The 16,760-nt window shown below is 63.3% G+C and carries 13 protein-coding genes; all 13 read right to left on the bottom strand.

What is annotated here, in order from left to right; genetic code table 11:
• Positions 1-290: 290 nt before the first annotated feature.
• Positions 291-1,166: an aldose 1-epimerase gene (locus NKH67_RS10145; RefSeq protein ID WP_352470575.1), complete on the bottom strand. Its 876-nt coding sequence runs from the start codon at positions 1,164-1,166 to the stop codon at positions 291-293.
• Positions 1,167-1,171: 5 nt separating this feature from the next.
• The gene (locus NKH67_RS10140; protein WP_352470576.1) at positions 1,172-1,972 is read right to left on the bottom strand and encodes a FadR/GntR family transcriptional regulator; all 801 of its coding nucleotides are present in this window, start codon (positions 1,970-1,972) and stop codon (positions 1,172-1,174) included.
• Positions 1,973-1,974: 2 nt separating this feature from the next.
• Entirely contained in the window at positions 1,975-2,976 is a 1,002-nt protein-coding gene (locus tag NKH67_RS10135) for an ABC transporter permease (RefSeq protein WP_352470577.1), read from the bottom strand.
• Positions 2,973-4,496, bottom strand: coding sequence for a sugar ABC transporter ATP-binding protein (locus NKH67_RS10130; protein ID WP_352470578.1), 1,524 nt, complete (start codon positions 4,494-4,496; stop codon positions 2,973-2,975). Before NKH67_RS10130 ends, NKH67_RS10135 begins: the two co-directional genes overlap by 4 nt.
• 94 nt (positions 4,497-4,590) lie before the next feature.
• Complete coding sequence (locus NKH67_RS10125) at positions 4,591-5,574, bottom strand: substrate-binding domain-containing protein (RefSeq protein ID WP_352470579.1); 984 nt, start codon at positions 5,572-5,574, stop codon at positions 4,591-4,593.
• A 30-nt stretch (positions 5,575-5,604) separates the two neighbouring features.
• Positions 5,605-6,381: an SDR family oxidoreductase gene (locus tag NKH67_RS10120; protein ID WP_352470580.1), complete on the bottom strand. Its 777-nt coding sequence runs from the start codon at positions 6,379-6,381 to the stop codon at positions 5,605-5,607.
• A gap of 5 nt (positions 6,382-6,386) precedes the next feature.
• Positions 6,387-7,559, bottom strand: a complete 1,173-nt coding sequence (dgoD, locus tag NKH67_RS10115; RefSeq protein WP_352470581.1) for a galactonate dehydratase — start codon at positions 7,557-7,559, stop codon at positions 6,387-6,389.
• Positions 7,560-7,766: 207 nt separating this feature from the next.
• Positions 7,767-9,272, bottom strand: a complete 1,506-nt coding sequence (locus tag NKH67_RS10110) for an aldehyde dehydrogenase family protein (protein ID WP_353030705.1) — start codon at positions 9,270-9,272, stop codon at positions 7,767-7,769.
• On the bottom strand, positions 9,269-9,757 hold the full coding sequence (locus tag NKH67_RS10105; protein ID WP_352470583.1) for a (2Fe-2S)-binding protein: 489 nt from the start codon (positions 9,755-9,757) through the stop codon (positions 9,269-9,271). The genes NKH67_RS10110 and NKH67_RS10105 overlap by 4 nt, the downstream gene beginning before the upstream one ends.
• Positions 9,754-12,900, bottom strand: a complete 3,147-nt coding sequence (locus NKH67_RS10100; RefSeq protein ID WP_352470584.1) for a molybdopterin cofactor-binding domain-containing protein — start codon at positions 12,898-12,900, stop codon at positions 9,754-9,756. Before NKH67_RS10100 ends, NKH67_RS10105 begins: the two co-directional genes overlap by 4 nt.
• Entirely contained in the window at positions 12,897-13,763 is an 867-nt protein-coding gene (locus NKH67_RS10095) for an aromatic ring-hydroxylating dioxygenase subunit alpha (RefSeq protein ID WP_352470585.1), read from the bottom strand. The genes NKH67_RS10100 and NKH67_RS10095 overlap by 4 nt, the downstream gene beginning before the upstream one ends.
• A 14-nt stretch (positions 13,764-13,777) precedes the next feature.
• Positions 13,778-15,151: an amidohydrolase family protein gene (locus NKH67_RS10090; protein WP_352540083.1), complete on the bottom strand. Its 1,374-nt coding sequence runs from the start codon at positions 15,149-15,151 to the stop codon at positions 13,778-13,780.
• 39 nt (positions 15,152-15,190) lie between these two features.
• On the bottom strand, positions 15,191-16,759 hold the full coding sequence (locus NKH67_RS10085) for a GMC family oxidoreductase (RefSeq protein WP_352470587.1): 1,569 nt from the start codon (positions 16,757-16,759) through the stop codon (positions 15,191-15,193).
• Between the last annotated feature and the right edge of the window lies 1 nt (position 16,760).

Genomic DNA, 16,760 nt, shown 5'->3' with positions numbered 1-16,760 from the left:
TTAAGGCGAGGAGGTCGCGTCGACCTTAATCAAGACGCTTCGGTGCGAGTGGATCCACGGCTTCATCGCCGACTTCTTCAACACTATCGATCCAATCCTGCCAGGCACATTTGGTGGGCCGTCAAGCAGACGAGCTGCGCAGCGACATCCGGCAAACGTCGAACTGGCTCGCGGGTTCCCGGTCGCCGGAGTTCCCTCTTCCCAAGCTCCGTTTGGACGAAAAGACGGCTTCGTTGTCACCGGACATGCAGGCCGACATCCGCCAATTCGAGGGCGCCGCAGAGGTCCGCCTAACTGACGGCAAAGCTGCAACGTGCTGCCAGGCTCTCGCCGGGCCCAAGCACCGACAGTCCATTCCATTTGTCGATCGAACCCCGATTATGAGCATCGACAACATGACTGACCGGTTCAAAACAGAAGAAGTCGCTCTCGTCCGATGGCGAATAGACCAGGTACAAATTCAAGGGCGATGAAGCTTCAATCCGCAGGCTGCAACTGTGCTCTGGCCAAGATATGGAGGCGACACCATCCCAGCCAGCGAACACATTGTTTATCCATCCGCTCGGCAAGGCGGCCGGGGCGCCGAAATTCCAATCGGGATGGGTTTTGATATCCACAAACCGTTCAGGGAGGTGGTTGGGCCGTTCGAGGCAAACCTGTGATGCCGCGGCGTGAAGCGTGGTCAACGCTGTTCTCGGGAACCATGGATGGATGCCAAGCCCGAACGGCAATCTGATCGATGCCCGATTGACGATGCGAAGTTTCAGCTCGAGCCCCTGTCCGGCCAGCGCGTAGCTCACCTCGGCGCGATATCGGTATGGGCCAGGCCCGTTGCTGATGAGCGACAGCTTTGCGTTGTCCTGCGTTACGCTGTCGACGTCCCACTCGCTCGAAAATCCATTGCCGTGAATGGGAAATGGCTCGCGTGCAACATTGGCAGGCAGTTCGTGGAATTTGGAGTCGAATGTGAACCCGCCGCCCGAGATGCGATTTGACCATGGCAAAAGCAGGTTGCAGGCAAGGTCGAACGGGTTGCTGCTCCCGCCGTTCGGCCAAGGCCTGAAGAGCGGCACGCGTCCATGGTCCAGTCTCGCAAGACCTGCCCCAAGCGATGGGACGATTTCAGCAGACAGGTCTCCGCTTCTGATCTTGATCGTCCCGACCATCCGCTTCAGACGGTATTGGCCTTGGCAGCGGCGATCGGCTGTTGATGGCGGCCTTTGCGAGCCACTGCAAGAAGGTCGTTCGACGCGATCCCGATGAGCGCCTTCATCTGATCGTGTGCATCGTCGGCCCTCCGCATCCTGATTGCCTCCAGCACGTCGCCATGCGCGCTCAGCGTCTGCTGGTAATTAGCGGTGGCCGATGTGGTCAAGCGGAAGGAGAAGCTGAGGGCGGCCGCAAGCATATTGCCGAGATTGGCGAACACCGGGTTGCGGCTGGCACGCAGGATGGCCGTATGAAACCTGACGTCGGCATCGAGACACGCAGCGAGATCATCCTGCGGAGCAATGCGCATGGCTTCATAGGCCGCTTCGATGACCGCGAGATCGCCTGACGTCGCCATCTTGGCCGCAAGTTGGGCGGCAGCGGGTTCAATGACCAGCCGCGCCTCGATCAATCCGCGGACGAAATCGAGATCGGGCTCGATATCGCGCATCCATTCCAGAACCTGTGCATCCAGCCTGTTCCATTCGCTCGACACGCGCACACGCGTCCCGGCCCGCTTGCGCGCCTCGATCAATCCTTTCGCCGAAAGCGTCAGAAGAGCATCGCGAAGCGCGGTGCGGCTGGCCCCGTAGATAACGCAAAGCTCGGCTTCCGTCGGCAGGACGGAGTGCTGGGCGTAGGAGCCGGCGAGGATGCGCTGTCCGAGATCGCGTGCGATGCGATCCTTGAGCGATGACGTGGTGCCATCTGCGGCAGGAATGTCCTGCTTGCCTTGGCCAGTCGAAGCGATCGCCGCGTCCATCGTCATGTCCTGTTCAAGTGGTACTCGGCAATTACCACAGCAAGTATCAGCAGCGAGCCCTTGGCAAGCAACTGATAGAAGGTTGGCACGGACGTCAGTATCATTCCGTTGTTGAGGACGCCAATGATGGCGACGCCCAGCAGTGCGCCGACGATCGTGCCCTTGCCGCCCTGCAAGGCGCAGCCACCAAGAACGGCCGCTGTGATGGCCTCGAGTTCCAGGCCTTGGGATCCGGATACGGGCTGCCCGGAGCCGGTACGGGCAGCCAACAGAATCCCGGCCAATCCGGCCGCCACTCCACTCATGATATAGATGCCGACGCGGTAGCGGTTGATGTCGATGCCGGAGAAGCGTGCGACAACGGGATTGCCGCCCAGGGCATAGATGTTGCGGCCAACGATCGAGCGGGCAAGGAAGAGATGGAACACGATCGCGGTCAGCAAGAGAATCCAGATCAGCAGAGGCAGGCCGAGGATTCGTCCGATCCCGATGAAGCGGAAAGTCTCGCTGAAAATCGCGATCGATTGCCCGTCGGACATGATGAACGCGATGCCGCGGAAGATCGCCATCGTACCGAGAGTCGCGATGACAGCGTTGACCCGCCCATAGGTGATGATGATGCCGTTCACGAGGCCGGCAAGACCGCCCAGGACCAGGCCGGCAAGAATGCCCGCGGCGGGTGATCCGGTGGCCTGGATGGCCATTGCCGTCGATACTGTGGTCAGACCGACAATTGCGCCGACGGCAATATCGAGCCCTCCGGCGACAATAACCACGGTCTGGCTCATCGCCAGAACGCCCAGGATGGTAATGCCTAGACCGATGTTCAGCAGGTTTCGGCTGGAGAAGAACACGTCGCCTCTCAGGGTGCCGAAAATGAGCACGAGAATGGCGAGAGCAACAAGAAGGCTTATGTTGTGAATGCCGATACGCTCTGCGATGCGCAAGGAAGCGCGCCTTTTGCCGGTTTGCGTTGTTGCTGTCCTGAGCTCAAGGCTGTTCACTGAATTTGTCCTCCAAGCGATGCTGCAGATTGAGGCATGGCATGTCTCAGGATCGTGGCCTCGTCGATGTCAGGGCGGGAAAGTTCGGCCGTGATCCGGCCTCCAGCCATAACAAGCACCCTGTCGGCCAGCCCGATCAGTTCCGGCATTTCCGAGGAAATCAGGATTATGCCGATGCCGCTGGCGGCGAGTTCGTCGATCAGGCGATAGATTTCCGCCTTGGCGCCGATGTCGATGCCGCGGGTCGGCTCGTCGAGGATGAGAAGCATCGGCTGCCGCGCAAGCCAGCGCGCGAGAACGACCTTCTGTTGGTTGCCACCCGATAATTTCGAAACCTGTTCGTCGAGGTTAGGCGCCTTGATCGACATCTTTGCTGCAAGCGGTGAGACGATCTCCAGTGCCTTGCGCCGGTTGAAGAAGCCGAAGGTCGACGTTCTGTCGGGCACGCAAAGCGAGGCGTTATCAAGAATGCTTCGGAACAACAGCAGCGCCTCGTGCTTGCGGTCTTCTGGGGCAAAGCCGATGCCCGCCACGATCGCTGCATGCGGACTGTTGGGGCCAACGGGCACACCATTCATCGTTATGGTTCCGTCGAGGCGCCTATCATAGCCGACAATCGCCTTTGCCAGTTCGGATCGACCCGCACCCATAAGGCCGGCAATGCCGAGCACCTCGCCACGGCGGACCTTGAGGCTCACATCGGTGACGTGATCGGTGGTCAGGCCCGCCACCTCCAGCAACGGTTGCCCCGATTGCCACGTCTCGCGCGTAAACAGATCGGCTATGTCGCGGCCCACCATGAGCTTGGCTATGGTCTGCTCGCTGGCACCGGCAGCGGGGGAATCATCGACCAGCCGGCCGTCCCGCAACACGACAATGCGATCCGCAAGGTCGATGACCTCGTTCAGCCTGTGAGAGATGTAGACGATCGAAGTGCCCTCGCCGCGCAGCCGGCGAATTACTGAAAACAGACGGCGCGCTTCGTCGTCGGTCAGTGACGAGCTCGGCTCATCGAATGCGATCAGCCGGCCGCCGGCACGTATGGCGCGCATGATTTCGATCATCTGGCGCTGTGCCGGACCGAGTGTGCTGCAGAGTTGACGCGGCAGCATATCCTGCTGCATGCCGAAGGTCGCAAGCACCTTATCGGTCTGGTCCTCGAGCCTGTGCCAGTCGAGCAGGACGCCTGCCAGCCGCGGCAGTTCGCCGACGAAAATGTTCTCGGCCACGGTCAGGTTCGGAACGATCTCCGGCTCCTGATGGATGACGCGTATTCCGGCTCTGTGGCTGTCGCGCGGTTCGCTGAAAACGATCGGCGTGGAGCCATGCAGCACGGTGCCGGTGTCCGGTGCGAACACGCCCTCGAGAATTCGCATCATTGTCGACTTGCCGGCGCCATTCTCGCCAACCAGGGCAAGCACCTCTCCTGGCCGAAAGGCAATCGAGACATTGTCGAGCGCCTGCACGACGCCGAAGCGCTTCGATATCCTGTCGAGCGAGAAGAAATCCGATTGCGTCAAAAGCTCACTCCCGAGGATCGATCCCGTGTGCCCGTCGACGAACTGCCGGCCCAAAGAGCGTCATGCGCACTGCGGCGCATGACGCATATCTGGTTCAGTGGCAGAGCTTGGCTTTGTAGTCCGACGCAAAATTGTCGGCGGTGATGTATTCCGGGTCAGTGAAGGATTGAACGGGAAGCTTGGTTCCGTCCTTGATGGAGGCCAAGAGAATCTTCACCGCCAGCGCGCCATGATTTTCCGAATTGAGCCACATCGTACCACGGAACGCCGAGGGCTTTCCGGATCCGAAGGCATCGCAGGCGCGGCTCCCGTCGATGCCGATCCCCATGCCCTGGTCTGCGGAATAGCCAGCATTCTCCAGTGCTCGCGCACCACCCAGCACGCCGTCATCGTTGCATGAATAGAATATCCAGTTCGTGACGCTGGGATTGGCCGTCAGTGTGGTGGTCATCACGTCGATGGCGTTGACCATCGTGTTGTCGTAGGGGACGCGAACGATGTTGCCCGGCTTGAAATCGGGCACCGCCTTCAGGAACGCTTCTTCCGCGCCCTTGTTGCGCTGCATGCAGGTATCGGCCTTGCGGTCCTCGATCGAGGCGATGCGCACCTCTTTGCCCGCCCAGCCTTCAGCCTTGTAGAGCTTGGCAAGCTCTTCGCCCACCCGCGCACCGATATTGTAAGCATTCATGCCGACATAGGGGACCTGGGTGCCATCCTGGTAGTAGATATCGTCGTCCACCGCCACCAAGGGAATTTTTGCGGCCTTTGCTTTCTCCGCGATGACCGGTCCCAGTGCCTTGTCGGGGACAACGATGGCGATGCCTTTCACGCCATCGCCGACCATCGTATCGAAGGTCGTGATCGTCAAATTGGCGTCGAACTGAACGTCCTGCGACACGAACGCGGCCCCTGCCGCCTCAGCCGCTTTCTTGGCGCCGCCGACTTCGGCGACGAACCATGGGTGGTCTCCCATCTTGTTGATGTAGCCGATCTTGATGTCGTCTGCGCTTGCTGCGCCACTCATCAGTCCGGCAGCCAGTACCGCAAATGTCGCCAAAGCCTTTGTTGTGGTTTTCATGAAGATCCTCCCTGAGCTCAATGGTGGTTGCTAGTCGTGGTAGAGAACCGAGCGCCCACCATCGATGGTGATCGTCTCGGCATTTATGAACGGCGCTTCGTCCGAAGCGAGGAAAACCGCCGTCATTGCAACCTCGTCCGGCCGGCCAATTCGCTTGGGCGGATGGAGGTCGTAGGCTCGCCGCTTCTCCTCGGCGGGGTTCGGGAATGTGTTCCAGTAGGCTTCCGCGATCGGCGTCTCGATATAGCCGGGTGCTATCGCGTTCACCCGGATACCGCGTGCGGCATATTCGATGGCCAGCGAACGGGTCAGGCCCAAAAGTGCATGCTTGGCGACCGGATACGGGAACGTATGGGGAATGATCTGGAAGGCGTGGCAACTCGCTATGTTGACGATGGACCCCGAGCCCTTCGCCAGCATCGTCGGCAAAACCGCCTTGGCGCAGAACCACGCGGCCTGGAGGTCGAGCTTGAGGCAGCGCTCCCATTCCTCATCCGGCATCAGCAATGGTTCGTAGAACACGTTGGCACCGGCATTGTTGACCAGAATGTCGACGCCGCCATAGGCCGTGATCGTGCCGGCGACCATGTCCGCGACCGCGGATGTGTCCGTGACATCCGTCTCGACGAACAATACGTCGGCGCCTCCGGCACGCAATTCGTCGGCGACCGCTTTGCCGCTTGCCGCATTCAGTTCGGCAATGACGGTCTTTGCCCTATGTGTTGCAAAAGCCCGGGCGGTGGCGGCACCTATGCCTTGGCCGGCGCCCGTGATGATTGCGATCTTTCCTTGCAGCCGGCCTGCCATTGCATTCACCAGTCGACCACGGTGCCGTCCGGCATGACGGCATTGCGGGCATGCAGCACTTCCTGCTTGAAGGGGTGACGCGCGATGACGTCCTCATTGACGGTGACGCCAAGGCCCGGCAGATCGGGCAGGTCCCAGCGGCCTGGTTTACGCCGAATTGGCCAGGTAACGACGTCGTCGTACCAGGCGACGGCACCGGACATCTCCTCCTGAATGACGACGTTTGGCGTCGATATGCCGAAGTGAAGAGCAGCGACGCCAGCGATCGGACCGAGCGGGTTGTGCGGCGCAAGGCCGATGCCTGCCGTTTCCGCCATGGCCGCGATCTTCTTTGTCTCCAGCAGACCGCCAGTGTGGCAAATATCAGGCTGGGCAATGTTGAAGGCACGGGCTGCGATCGAGTGCGTGAATTCGCGACGCCCGATCAGCCGCTCGCCGGAAGCGATCGGCACGGCCGATCGCGCCGTGATATGCGCCAGTCCGGCAACATCTTCGGGCGGCACGGGTTCTTCCGCGAACATGATGCGGGCCGGCTCGATTGCTCTGAGGTAGTCCATCGCAGCGTTAACGGATGCAGGGCGTCCATGGAAATCGACCATGATGTCGATGTCCGGACCTATGGCCTCGCGAAGTGAGCCAACCATGTTGGCGACAGAATCAACGGCTTTCGCAGGCGATGCGTAGTGGGTGTAGGGAATGCAGACGACCTTGACCGCATCGTAGCCTGCCTGCGTCACGATGCGTCCGCGTTCCACGATCGCGTCCGCGGATCCGGTCTCATAGACCGCCTTCATGTCTCCGAGGCCGAGATGCGTATAGGTGCGCAGATAGTCGCGAACCTGTCCGCCCAGAAGGCGCCAGACGGGGACGCCCAATGACTTGCCCAGGATGTCCCAGAGCGCGATCTCGATGCCGCTGACGGCAGACATTCCCTCGACGCCAAGACGCCAAAATCCGTGGCGCGTAAGTATCTGGTAGCACTGCTCCACGTTGCGCGGATCCTGCCCGATGAGCAGGGCCTCAAGGTCCTGAAGCGCCCCAACGACGGCTCGGGTCTTCCATTCCAGCGTTGCCTCACCCCAGCCAAACAGCCCGGGCTCGTCGGTTTCGACCCGGACGAAGACCCAGTTGCGCATTTCCGCATTGCAGACGCGCGCCTTGATGGCCGTGATTTTCATCGGTCCTCCCAGACCTGCCGCCTTTTTTCGATGGCAATATGTATGATTTATTACGGATAATATGGACGAGTCAAGCGCAACGTCGATGTGGACCAGCGCCGCCAAGGGACTGGTCCTCAGGAGGATCCGAGCAATTTTCGATCAATCCTTGTCCGCCGATGGAGGGCTGTCAGCCTCCGATCCGCGAACATCGCGGAAAAGGCGCGGCTAAATCACCGCGCAGACCGTTTTCGTTTCGAGATAGTTCTCCAGGCCCGGTGCGCCGTTCTCATAGCCCCAACCGGATTGCTTGTGGCCGCCCTTCGGCAGTTCCGGCGAGAAGTAGGAATGGCAATTGATCCAGACGGTGCCCGACCGGATACTTGCGGCAAGGCGATGCGCAGTGGATAGGTCGCGGGTCCAGACGCTTGCGGCGAGGCCGTAGGGCGAGTCGTTCGCAAGGCTTATCGCCTCCGCGACATCGTCGAACGGTGTCACGGCAACGACTGGGCCGAAGATTTCCTCGCGCATCATGCGCATGTCCGGGCGCACGCCGGTAACCACGGTCGGCTCGAAGAAGTTGTCGAAGCGCCGGCCGCCGGCGATGATCTCGGCGCCGCTGGAAGCACCATCGCCGACGTAGAAGGCGACGCGCGCAGCCTGGGTCCCGTTGACCAGCGGACCAAGGTCGGTCTCCGGGTCAAGCCCGTGTCCGAGACGCAGCTTTCGCGCTTCTTCCGCCAGCCCCTCCGCCAGACGGTCGTAGATCGAGCGATGCGCATAGACACGCGAGCCGGCGACGCAGACCTGGCCGGCATTGGCGAAGATCCCCCGAGCCACTCCGGGGATTGCGAGCCCCATGTCCGCATCGGGCATGATGATGGCCGGCGACTTGCCGCCCAGCTCGAGCGTCAGCTTCTTCAGATTGCCGCGCGCTGCGGAGACGATCATCTTTCCGACTTCCGTCGAGCCGGTGAAGGCGACCTTATCGACATCGGGATGTGCAGCCAATGCTGCGCCCACGGTTTCACCGAGACCGGTCACGATATTGACGACGCCGTCCGGCAAGCCGGCTTCGATCATCAGTTCGCCCAGCCTGAGGGCGGTGAGCGACGTTTCCTCAGCTGGCTTGAGCACGATCGTACAGCCGGCGGCAAGCGCCGGGGCGAGCTTCATCGAGGCCATAAGCAGCGGCGAATTCCAGGGCGTTATGGCAGCCACGACACCGATCGGCTCTCGCACCGTGTAGGCGAAAATCTTGCTGCCCACCGGTTGGTAGCTGATGGAGGTGGGGATGGTCGTGCCGAGGATTTTCGTGGCAAAACCGGCAAAATAGCGGAACTGCTCGGCCGAGGCGGGAATCTCGGCGAAGCGCGAGGTCTTCAGCGACTTTCCTTGGTCAAGCGTCTCGAGTTCTGCAAGCTCATCGGCATGGCGTTCAATCAGGTCGGCGATGCGCCATAGCAGCTTGCCGCGTGCCGACGGTGTCATGTCGCGCCAGCTCTCGCCTTCGAAAGCAGCACGCGCCGCAGCAACGGCGCGCCCGGCGTCATCGGCTGTGCCTTGCGCCAGCAGCGCGAGCGTGTCGCCATTCGCAGGATCGGTCGCGGGCAAGGTTGCGCCATCGCTGGCGTCGCACCAGCCGCCGCCGATCAGGTGCCGCATTCTGGGTTTGGCCAGGAACGCCTCGACGCCTGCGTGCCTGGCTGCACCGTTTCGAATGATGACCGTCATGTCCGTGCTCCGCAAGCGAACGCCTCGACCGCCGCGAGGGCACCGCGGATGATGGAATGATAGCCGGTACAGCGGCAGATATTGCCTTCGAGCGCAGTGCGGATCTGAGACTCGTCTGGAGCCGGATTCTCCAGCAGCAGAGCGGTCAGCGCAACAGTAATGCCGGGTGCGCAGTAGCCGCACTGGAAGGCGTTTTCGGCCGCCAGAGCCTGGCGCAGGACAATGGCTTCGGGAAGGTCGTCGAAACCCTCCGGCGTGATGATGGTGGCCCCGTCGAGTTGCCACGACATGAGCAGACAGCCATTGACCGCGCGATCGTCCATCAGCACGGAACAAGCGCCGCAGCGGCCGATGCCGCAAGCCATCTTGGCGGCAGTCATGCCGAAATGATCGCGCAGCAGGTCGATCAGGCGCAACTCGGCGGGCACGGCCAGCGCCTGGCGGCAGCCGTTGAGGTTAAAGGTAATCGCGATCTCGCCACTCACGCTGCACTCCTCTGCAGGGCGTCGAGTACCCATTCAGGATCGACCGGGAGGCGCTCGGGCCAAGCCCCTGTGGCGTCCGCAATCGCGTTGACGACGGCTGGCGACACGGCACCAATGCCAAGCTCACCAACTCCGCGCGGGCCGAACGGGTCGTCCTCGTCCAGATCCTCCAATGCGAAGGTCGCGAAGCTTTCCGGCGTGTCGGCAATGCCTGGCAGCATGTAGAAGTCGAGGTTGCCGGCAAGATACCGGCCATCCCGCATCGCCGCGTCCTCAGTGAGGGTGAAGCCCAGCCCCTGGACGCCGCCGCCTTCGATCTGGCCAAGATAGGCGGCGGGATCGAGCATCGGTCCGGCCGCGGTGTGCTGATGGAGGTCGAGCACACGTACCTGTCCGGTGATGCGGCTCACGGCAACGCGCGCCAGTGTCGCGCCGAAGGCGAAGATCAGGCGTGCATTGCCTTCCAGATAGTCCGATTTCGGAAACTCGAAGCTGACGGCAGCAGCTGGCAGCCGGTCGGGAGGCAACGCCTCGGCAAGCTCGGCGAAACTCATGAGCAGTGAGCCGCTGTTGGAATGTCGCTCGACGATACCGCCGGTTGCCAGCGCCAGCGTCCCGGCTTCGCGGCAAAGCAGCTGGCCCGCTGCTGCCAGCAGGTCGCGCGTAAAAGGTGGTGCGGCGACTGCCGCGACCCGCCAAACCACGTGAGTGCCGCGCGAGGCGGTGGAGGAGCCGGATTCGGGCGTCGCCGCCGTATCACCGGTGACCGGCCGGACATCGTCGCGGCCGCAGCCGAGCGCTCCGGCGACCGCGGCCTTCACCGAGGTGAGCAGGCCTTGTCCCATCTCGTCCAGGCCATAGAGCGCTTCGATCATGCCATCCGGAGCCAAGCGCAACGCGCCTCCGGCCGGGTCCGGCGGCAGCGTGCCTAGTCCATTGCCTTGATAGTTCATCGCCATCCCGACGCCGATCGTCTCAGAGCCGTCGAACGACGGACCACGCGGCTTGGCCCAGATCGGGTCAGCAGCGGCGGCTTGCAGCATCTCGGCCAGACGTTCGGACGGCGCGACCTGCTGGCCGAGATGGCCTCGCGTGCCAGGCTCGCGCAAATTGCGGCGCCGTATCTCGATAATGTCGATGCCGGCGGCTTCGGCCAGCCGGTCCAGCTGGCACTCTACCGCGAAGGCCATCTGGTTGGCACCGAAGCCACGAAACGCGCCGCAGACGCCGTTATTGGTATAGGCGAGCCTGCCCGAGCTGAGGACGTTGGGAACGACATATGGCCCGCAGGCGTGTTCGAGCGCCGTCTCAAGCACGCCCGGACCGAGCGACGCGTAGGCGCCGGCATCCGCGATCACATCCACCTGTTGGGCGAGCAGACGACCCTCGGCGTCGCAGGCGGTGCGCATATGGATGTGCATGGCATTGCGCTTGGTACCCGCGATGACGGATTCCGCCCGGTCGAGATGCAGCCGCACGGCGCGTCCGGTCTTCAGCGCCAGCAGGGCCAGGGCCGGCTGCACGGTCAGCTCGTCCTTGCCGCCGAAAGCGCCGCCAGTCGGGCTGGTGACCACCCGTATCCGCTCTTGCGGCATACCGAGGATGCGCGAGAGCTGCATGCGGTCGCGGCGGCCATGCTGCCCACCGGCAAAGACGTTCAGGGTACCATCCGTGCCGACGAAAGCGTAGCCGCCCTCCGTCTCCATAAAGCCGTGCATCTGGCTCGGCGTTTCGTAGACAGCCTCGACGATATGAGCTGCCTTGGCAAAAGCCGCGGCGGCATCGCCACGCGTGAACTCGAAGCTGCACTGCAGATTGCCTGAGGCGTGGACCGGCTCGGCCCCAGCGGCGAGTGCCTGTTGGGGATCGCTCACAATTGGCAGCGGCTCGTATTCGACGCTGACGAGAGCAAGCGCGCGTTCGGCCGTCCGTGTGTCAACAGCGGCAACGGCAGCAACAGCGTCACCGAAATAGCGGACCTTGTCGAAGCACAGTGCCGGCTGATCCTGCACGACAATGCCGAAGGCATTGCTGCCGGCAATGTCGCGGTGCGTTACAACCGCCGCGACTCCTGGCAGCGCCTCGGCCGCGCTCGTATCGATGGAAACGATCCTTGCATGGGGAATGCCGGCACGCCGAATGCGCCCGACCAGCATGGCGGGCTCGCGACGGTCGGTCAGGTATTCGAGCCTGCCTGCGATTTTCGGCGCAACGTCCGGCCGCTGGTGCCAGCGTGCGCCGATCTCCGATCGCGACACGAGAATTTCGGCAGGTGGATTTCCGGACGGCACGGTCCGCCGGCGCGGCGAATGTGCTCCTTGGGACAACTTTCCGCCGAGCCCGAAGACCAGCGCATTCGCCACGACACTGCGCCGATAGCGGTCGGACCGCCATGCATCATCGATCGCCGGCGCCTCTTCGAGAATTGCGGCGTGCAGCTCGGCCCAATCGATCTCTTGGAGGCGCCGGCCGATGAGCAGCGCTTCGGCGTGACCGAGACGGGCTGCTTCCCCGCCGCCGCTGGCCGCGAGCCGCGCGATCGTGACACGATCGTCCGCCGTTTCGATCAACCCGGCGACACCGGCCACGCTTGGGGTGAAGGCGGCGCGCAGGCCGACTTTGCGATGGGTCCAGCGAGCGGCAGGCTGCGGTGGAACGATGACCGTCTCAATGAGGCCCGCTGACGGTGCGTCGGCCAACCATTGCGCGAGCGGCACGACGGCGCGCCCAGCCGGTGAGACGATCTCCAGCTTCGCATCGATCGCGAGCAGGGCCGGCAGAAGGCAACCCGTGCCCCCCGCGACGTTGCCGCCCAGCGTTGCGAGATTGCGGACGGCGGGTCCCGCCGTGGCGCGGACTGCGGCTGCGAGCAGAGGCAAAGTCTCGCCTATCGCCCGGTCACGCTCCAAGGCACCCAGGGTCGTCAGTGCGCCGATCCGAAACCCGTCGCCGGCCAGTTGGATGCCCTTCAGGCAGGCGATACGGCCGATGTCGATGAGGCGCCGCGGCTTTGGCAGGCCCTTCGCCCAGCCGAGCTGCAGCGCCGTGCCCCCGGCGACCAGTTGCGACGCGCCCTCGCCTGCCAATGACAGCGCCTCGGCAACGGAGGTCGGGCGAAGCACCTGGAGACCCGATTCGGTCATGTGGCTCTCGCGGTCGTGCCGAAACGGATGCCTTTTTCCTTCAGCCAGCGGCGGTAGGCGATGGAGGACCCGTCGGCGCGGGTCGGGATTTCCATCCGCGGCTCGAGTGGAAGGCGCAGCGGCCGCTGGTTCTCCACGATGATCCGGTCTTGCAGGAAGATGACCTGTTCGAAGTTGAGCAACGCCGTCTGCGTCGAAGCCGAGTCGACGAGATACATGACCGGCTGGGCGCGGCAGCGGTCTTCCTCGATGGGCTGGATGAACAGCGCGATTGCGTCGAGCCGGTCCGGCGCCACGGGGCACACGCGATAGAGCATCACCACGAATGGGCTCGGCACGCGATAGGTCAGATGCACGAACGCGCCGGAGCTTTCCGTGGCGGCAATGCGCGGCTGGAAAAACGTGCAGTTGGTCGCCCAGACCTCGTCTACTTCGCGACGTATCTCGCTCAGATAGGCCGGTACTTCCGTGTGCGGCTCCGAGCCGAGAATGTCGGTATGCACGAAGGGGAAATGCGCCATGTCGAGGAAGTTCTCTACGACACGCAAACCCGACGCCCGCATCGTCACCCAGCCGCAGGGCACGTAGCGGCGGTCGGGTTCCGATGCCTCGGCGATCTCGAAGATTTCCTTCCCGGGCAGGCCCAGCGTCGTCCAGACGCAGCCGTAGCGCTGCCGGACGGGCAGCGCGGGGCCGCGGTTGCCGTCGTCCAGGACCTCCCGAACCGTGATTTCGCCCGTGATGTCACGGACCAGTTCGATGTCCTGGCCGAGCAGCCGCGTATGGCTCGGCGCGCCATCCAGGTCGGCGACCGTCTCCACCGCGTACCAATCGTCCAGTGCCGCCCTGTCCGTCGTCTTCATGACCGGGGCTCGCCTTATTGAGTCCATTGCAGGCTGCCGCCGGAATTCTGGGCAAGGAAAGCGGCGCGCCGGGCGAACAGGCCAGGCGCGACGCGATGGATTTCGGCGATGATCTCGCGCAGGTCGCCGGTGCGCAGCGCGCCGTCCTCGGCCAGGATCTCGCCATCGACCATCGTCAAAGACACGTCGCTGCCGCGCACGGCGTGGACAAGATTGTGATGGAAGTTGAAATAAGGTCCGTCGCGGAAGACCGGCGTCATGCGCGGCGTATCGGTGCGGACCGCGATGATGTCGGCGCGCTTGCCGACTTCAATCGAGCCGATCTCGTGGTCGAGACCGATCGCCCTGGCGCCGAGAATGGTGGCCATGCGCAGCACCTGCCAGCTATCCATGGCGGCGGCGTCGAAGTCCTTCAGCTTGCCCAGCAGCGAAGTCACCTTCATCTCTTCGAACATATCGAAATTGTTGTTCTCCTTCTCGCCGTCGGTGCCGATCCCGACAGGCACGCCGGCCTTCAGCATCTCGGCCACCAACGCGATGCCGCTTGCCAGCTTCATGTTGGAAACAGGATTGTGGGCCACCGAAACGCGGCGCTTGGAAATAAGCTCGATCTCTTCCCGATCGAGCCAGACGGCGTGGGCGATCATGGCGCGCGGCGTTTCGAAGAAGCCAAGGTCGTCCAGCGCGAACATCGGGCGTTTGCCGTAGCGCCGCTTAAATTCCGCGATCTCGATCTCGGCCTCGCTGCAATGCGTGTGGAAGCCGGTGTCGTGTTTCCTTGCGAGTTCGATCGCCCGGCGTTGGCCGGTTTCGTCGGCATAAAACAGATGCTCCAGCCCGACCCACACATTGATACGGCCGCCCGCCTTGCGATGCCAGCCCTCGATCATCGCCTCGTTCATGTCGAGCGTGTCGAAGTAGTTGTAGTCGGGATGCTCGCCGACGTAAGGCACGGCGACCAGGCGGTTGCCGATCGCCTCGGCCGCCCTGGCGCTGCCTTCCATGAACCGCCACATGTCGACGACGGTGGTCGTGCCGCCGAGCACGGATTCCGCGTAGCAGAGCCACGATGCCGCCTCGGCCTCGTGCGGCTGCAGCACGCGATGCATCGGATTGATATGGAGCGTCAGCCAGTCCCAAACCGGCAGGTGCTCCGCCGTGCCGCGCAAAAAACCGGAATGCGCATGCGCATTGACCAGCCCAGGCAAAAGCACCGCATTGTCGAGTTTCTTCACGGCCACGGCCGGATACGCAGCGCGCAATGCTGCAAGTGCGCTGACCGCGGCGATACGACCATCCTCGACCAGCACGGCGCCATCAGGCAACGCGTGGTTATCTTCATCCATGGTGAGCAGCGTGTCGGCAGCAAGGATGAGGCTTTGGGTCATCGCGGGTACTCCGTGTGCGGTCCGTCGGTCATGACATCCTCAAGCTGCCGCCGCGAGCAGGAAATCGGCGGCGCGCTCGCCGATCATCGTGGCGGGCGCGTGGGTATTGCAGGTCGGGATCGTTGGGATCACCGAGGCATCGGCAACGTGCAGACCGTCCAGCCCGTGCACGGCGAGACGGCTGTCGACGACGGCCATCGCGTCCTCGCCCATCTTGGCTGTTCCGCAGGTGTGGAAGAACGTCGTGCACGCCTCGCGGATGAAGGCGATTGTCTCGGTGCGGGTCAGTCGGCGGTCAGGTGCGGCAAAGTTGCGGAAGACACCGGCGTTCGCCCTTGCAGCCGCCATCTCCATCACCATCTCGATCGCAGTGACCATGGCGTCGAGGTCTTCCGGTTCCGCCAGAAAGTTCGGTTGGATTTCGAGCGGCCCGCCGGGCTTGCCGTCGAGCAACTTCAAGTGCCCGACGCTCTTCGAGCGCATCAGGCCCGCACCGAAGGAAAAGACATCGCCGGATAGATCGTAGCGCGCGCGGATCGCCGGTTCGGCGCTGTTGCCCTGGACGGGGAAGGCATGCAGGTCGGGCTGCGGCAGGTCCGGCCGCGACTTCCAGTTGACCATCGAGCCACCGCCATTGCCCACTATCGGTCCGATCGGTCGTTTCGCGCGGAAGACGCAGGCCTGCGCCAGCGGATGGTCCTGAAGATTCCTGCCGACACCCGGCAGGGCGCGAACGAGCGCAATGCCAAGGCGCTGCAGTTCGATCGGATCGCCGATGCCCGACAGCATCAGCAGGCGTGGCGTGTCGATGGCCCCGGCCGCGAGCACGATGCTCTCTTGCGCGCGCGTTTCGCAGATTTCGCCGCCGACGAGGTGCTTGACCGCGACGCATCGGCTGCCTTCGACCGTCAGGCCGATGGCCGCGGATCCGGTCAGCACCGTCAGCATCGGGTGATCCAGGATCGGCACGAGATAGCCCGTCGCCGAACTCCAGCGCTTGCCGTCGCAGATGTTGAAATTCGCGGCCGCCGCCCCCTCGTTGCTGGGGCCGTTCGGATCGTCGATTACGGGGATGCCGATCTCGGCCGCGCCATCGATCAGCGCATGCGCGACCGGGTGCAGTGCCGCCGGCCGCTCGATGTGGAGCGGACCGCCCGCCCCGCGAAACTCGCTTGCACCGTCGCGCCAGTCCTCGCAGCGCCGGAAATAGGGCAGCACGTCGGCGAAGCTCCAGCCCTTGGCGCCGCCAGCCTCCCAGGCATCGTAATCTTGCGGATGGCCGCGATACCACATCATCGCGTTGATGGCGCTTGAGCCGCCAAGCAGGCGCCCGCGCGGGATGCCGATGGTACGCCCATTCACCCTCAGTGTCGGAGCATAATCATAGCCCCAGTCATAGGTGCTGCGGCCAAGCGGCACCCACTTGCCGGGGTCCTCGATCTCTTCGAACCCAAGACCCGTCGGGCCGGCCTCGATCAGGAGGACGTCGGCGCCGGCATCGACCAGTCGCCGCGTCACCGCACAGCCACCGGAACCCGAGCCGACCACCACGTAATCGTAGCTGCGTTTCAGTGCGCGTCGGGGGACGACAGGTCCGAGGGTGCCCATG

The organism is Mesorhizobium sp. M0968 (genome assembly GCF_040319065.1).
In the GTDB taxonomy this organism is placed as follows: domain Bacteria; phylum Pseudomonadota; class Alphaproteobacteria; order Rhizobiales; family Rhizobiaceae; genus Mesorhizobium.
The sequence above is the reverse complement of the archived record's forward strand: the minus strand, read 5'-3'. Positions and strand labels throughout refer to the sequence as shown.

Coding starts and splice junctions, on each gene's coding strand:
- NKH67_RS10145 (WP_352470575.1), bottom strand. CDS start 1,166: ATGGTCGGGACGATCAAGATCAGAAGCGGAGACCTGTCTGCTGAAATC.
- NKH67_RS10140 (WP_352470576.1), bottom strand. CDS start 1,972: ATGGACGCGGCGATCGCTTCGACTGGCCAAGGCAAGCAGGACATTCCT.
- NKH67_RS10125 (WP_352470579.1), bottom strand. CDS start 5,574: ATGAAAACCACAACAAAGGCTTTGGCGACATTTGCGGTACTGGCTGCC.
- NKH67_RS10120 (WP_352470580.1), bottom strand. CDS start 6,381: ATGGCAGGCCGGCTGCAAGGAAAGATCGCAATCATCACGGGCGCCGGC.
- dgoD (WP_352470581.1), bottom strand. CDS start 7,559: ATGAAAATCACGGCCATCAAGGCGCGCGTCTGCAATGCGGAAATGCGC.
- NKH67_RS10110 (WP_353030705.1), bottom strand. CDS start 9,272: ATGACGGTCATCATTCGAAACGGTGCAGCCAGGCACGCAGGCGTCGAG.
- NKH67_RS10100 (WP_352470584.1), bottom strand. CDS start 12,900: ATGACCGAATCGGGTCTCCAGGTGCTTCGCCCGACCTCCGTTGCCGAG.
- NKH67_RS10095 (WP_352470585.1), bottom strand. CDS start 13,763: ATGAAGACGACGGACAGGGCGGCACTGGACGATTGGTACGCGGTGGAG.
- NKH67_RS10090 (WP_352540083.1), bottom strand. CDS start 15,151: ATGACCCAAAGCCTCATCCTTGCTGCCGACACGCTGCTCACCATGGAT.
- NKH67_RS10085 (WP_352470587.1), bottom strand. CDS start 16,759: ATGGGCACCCTCGGACCTGTCGTCCCCCGACGCGCACTGAAACGCAGC.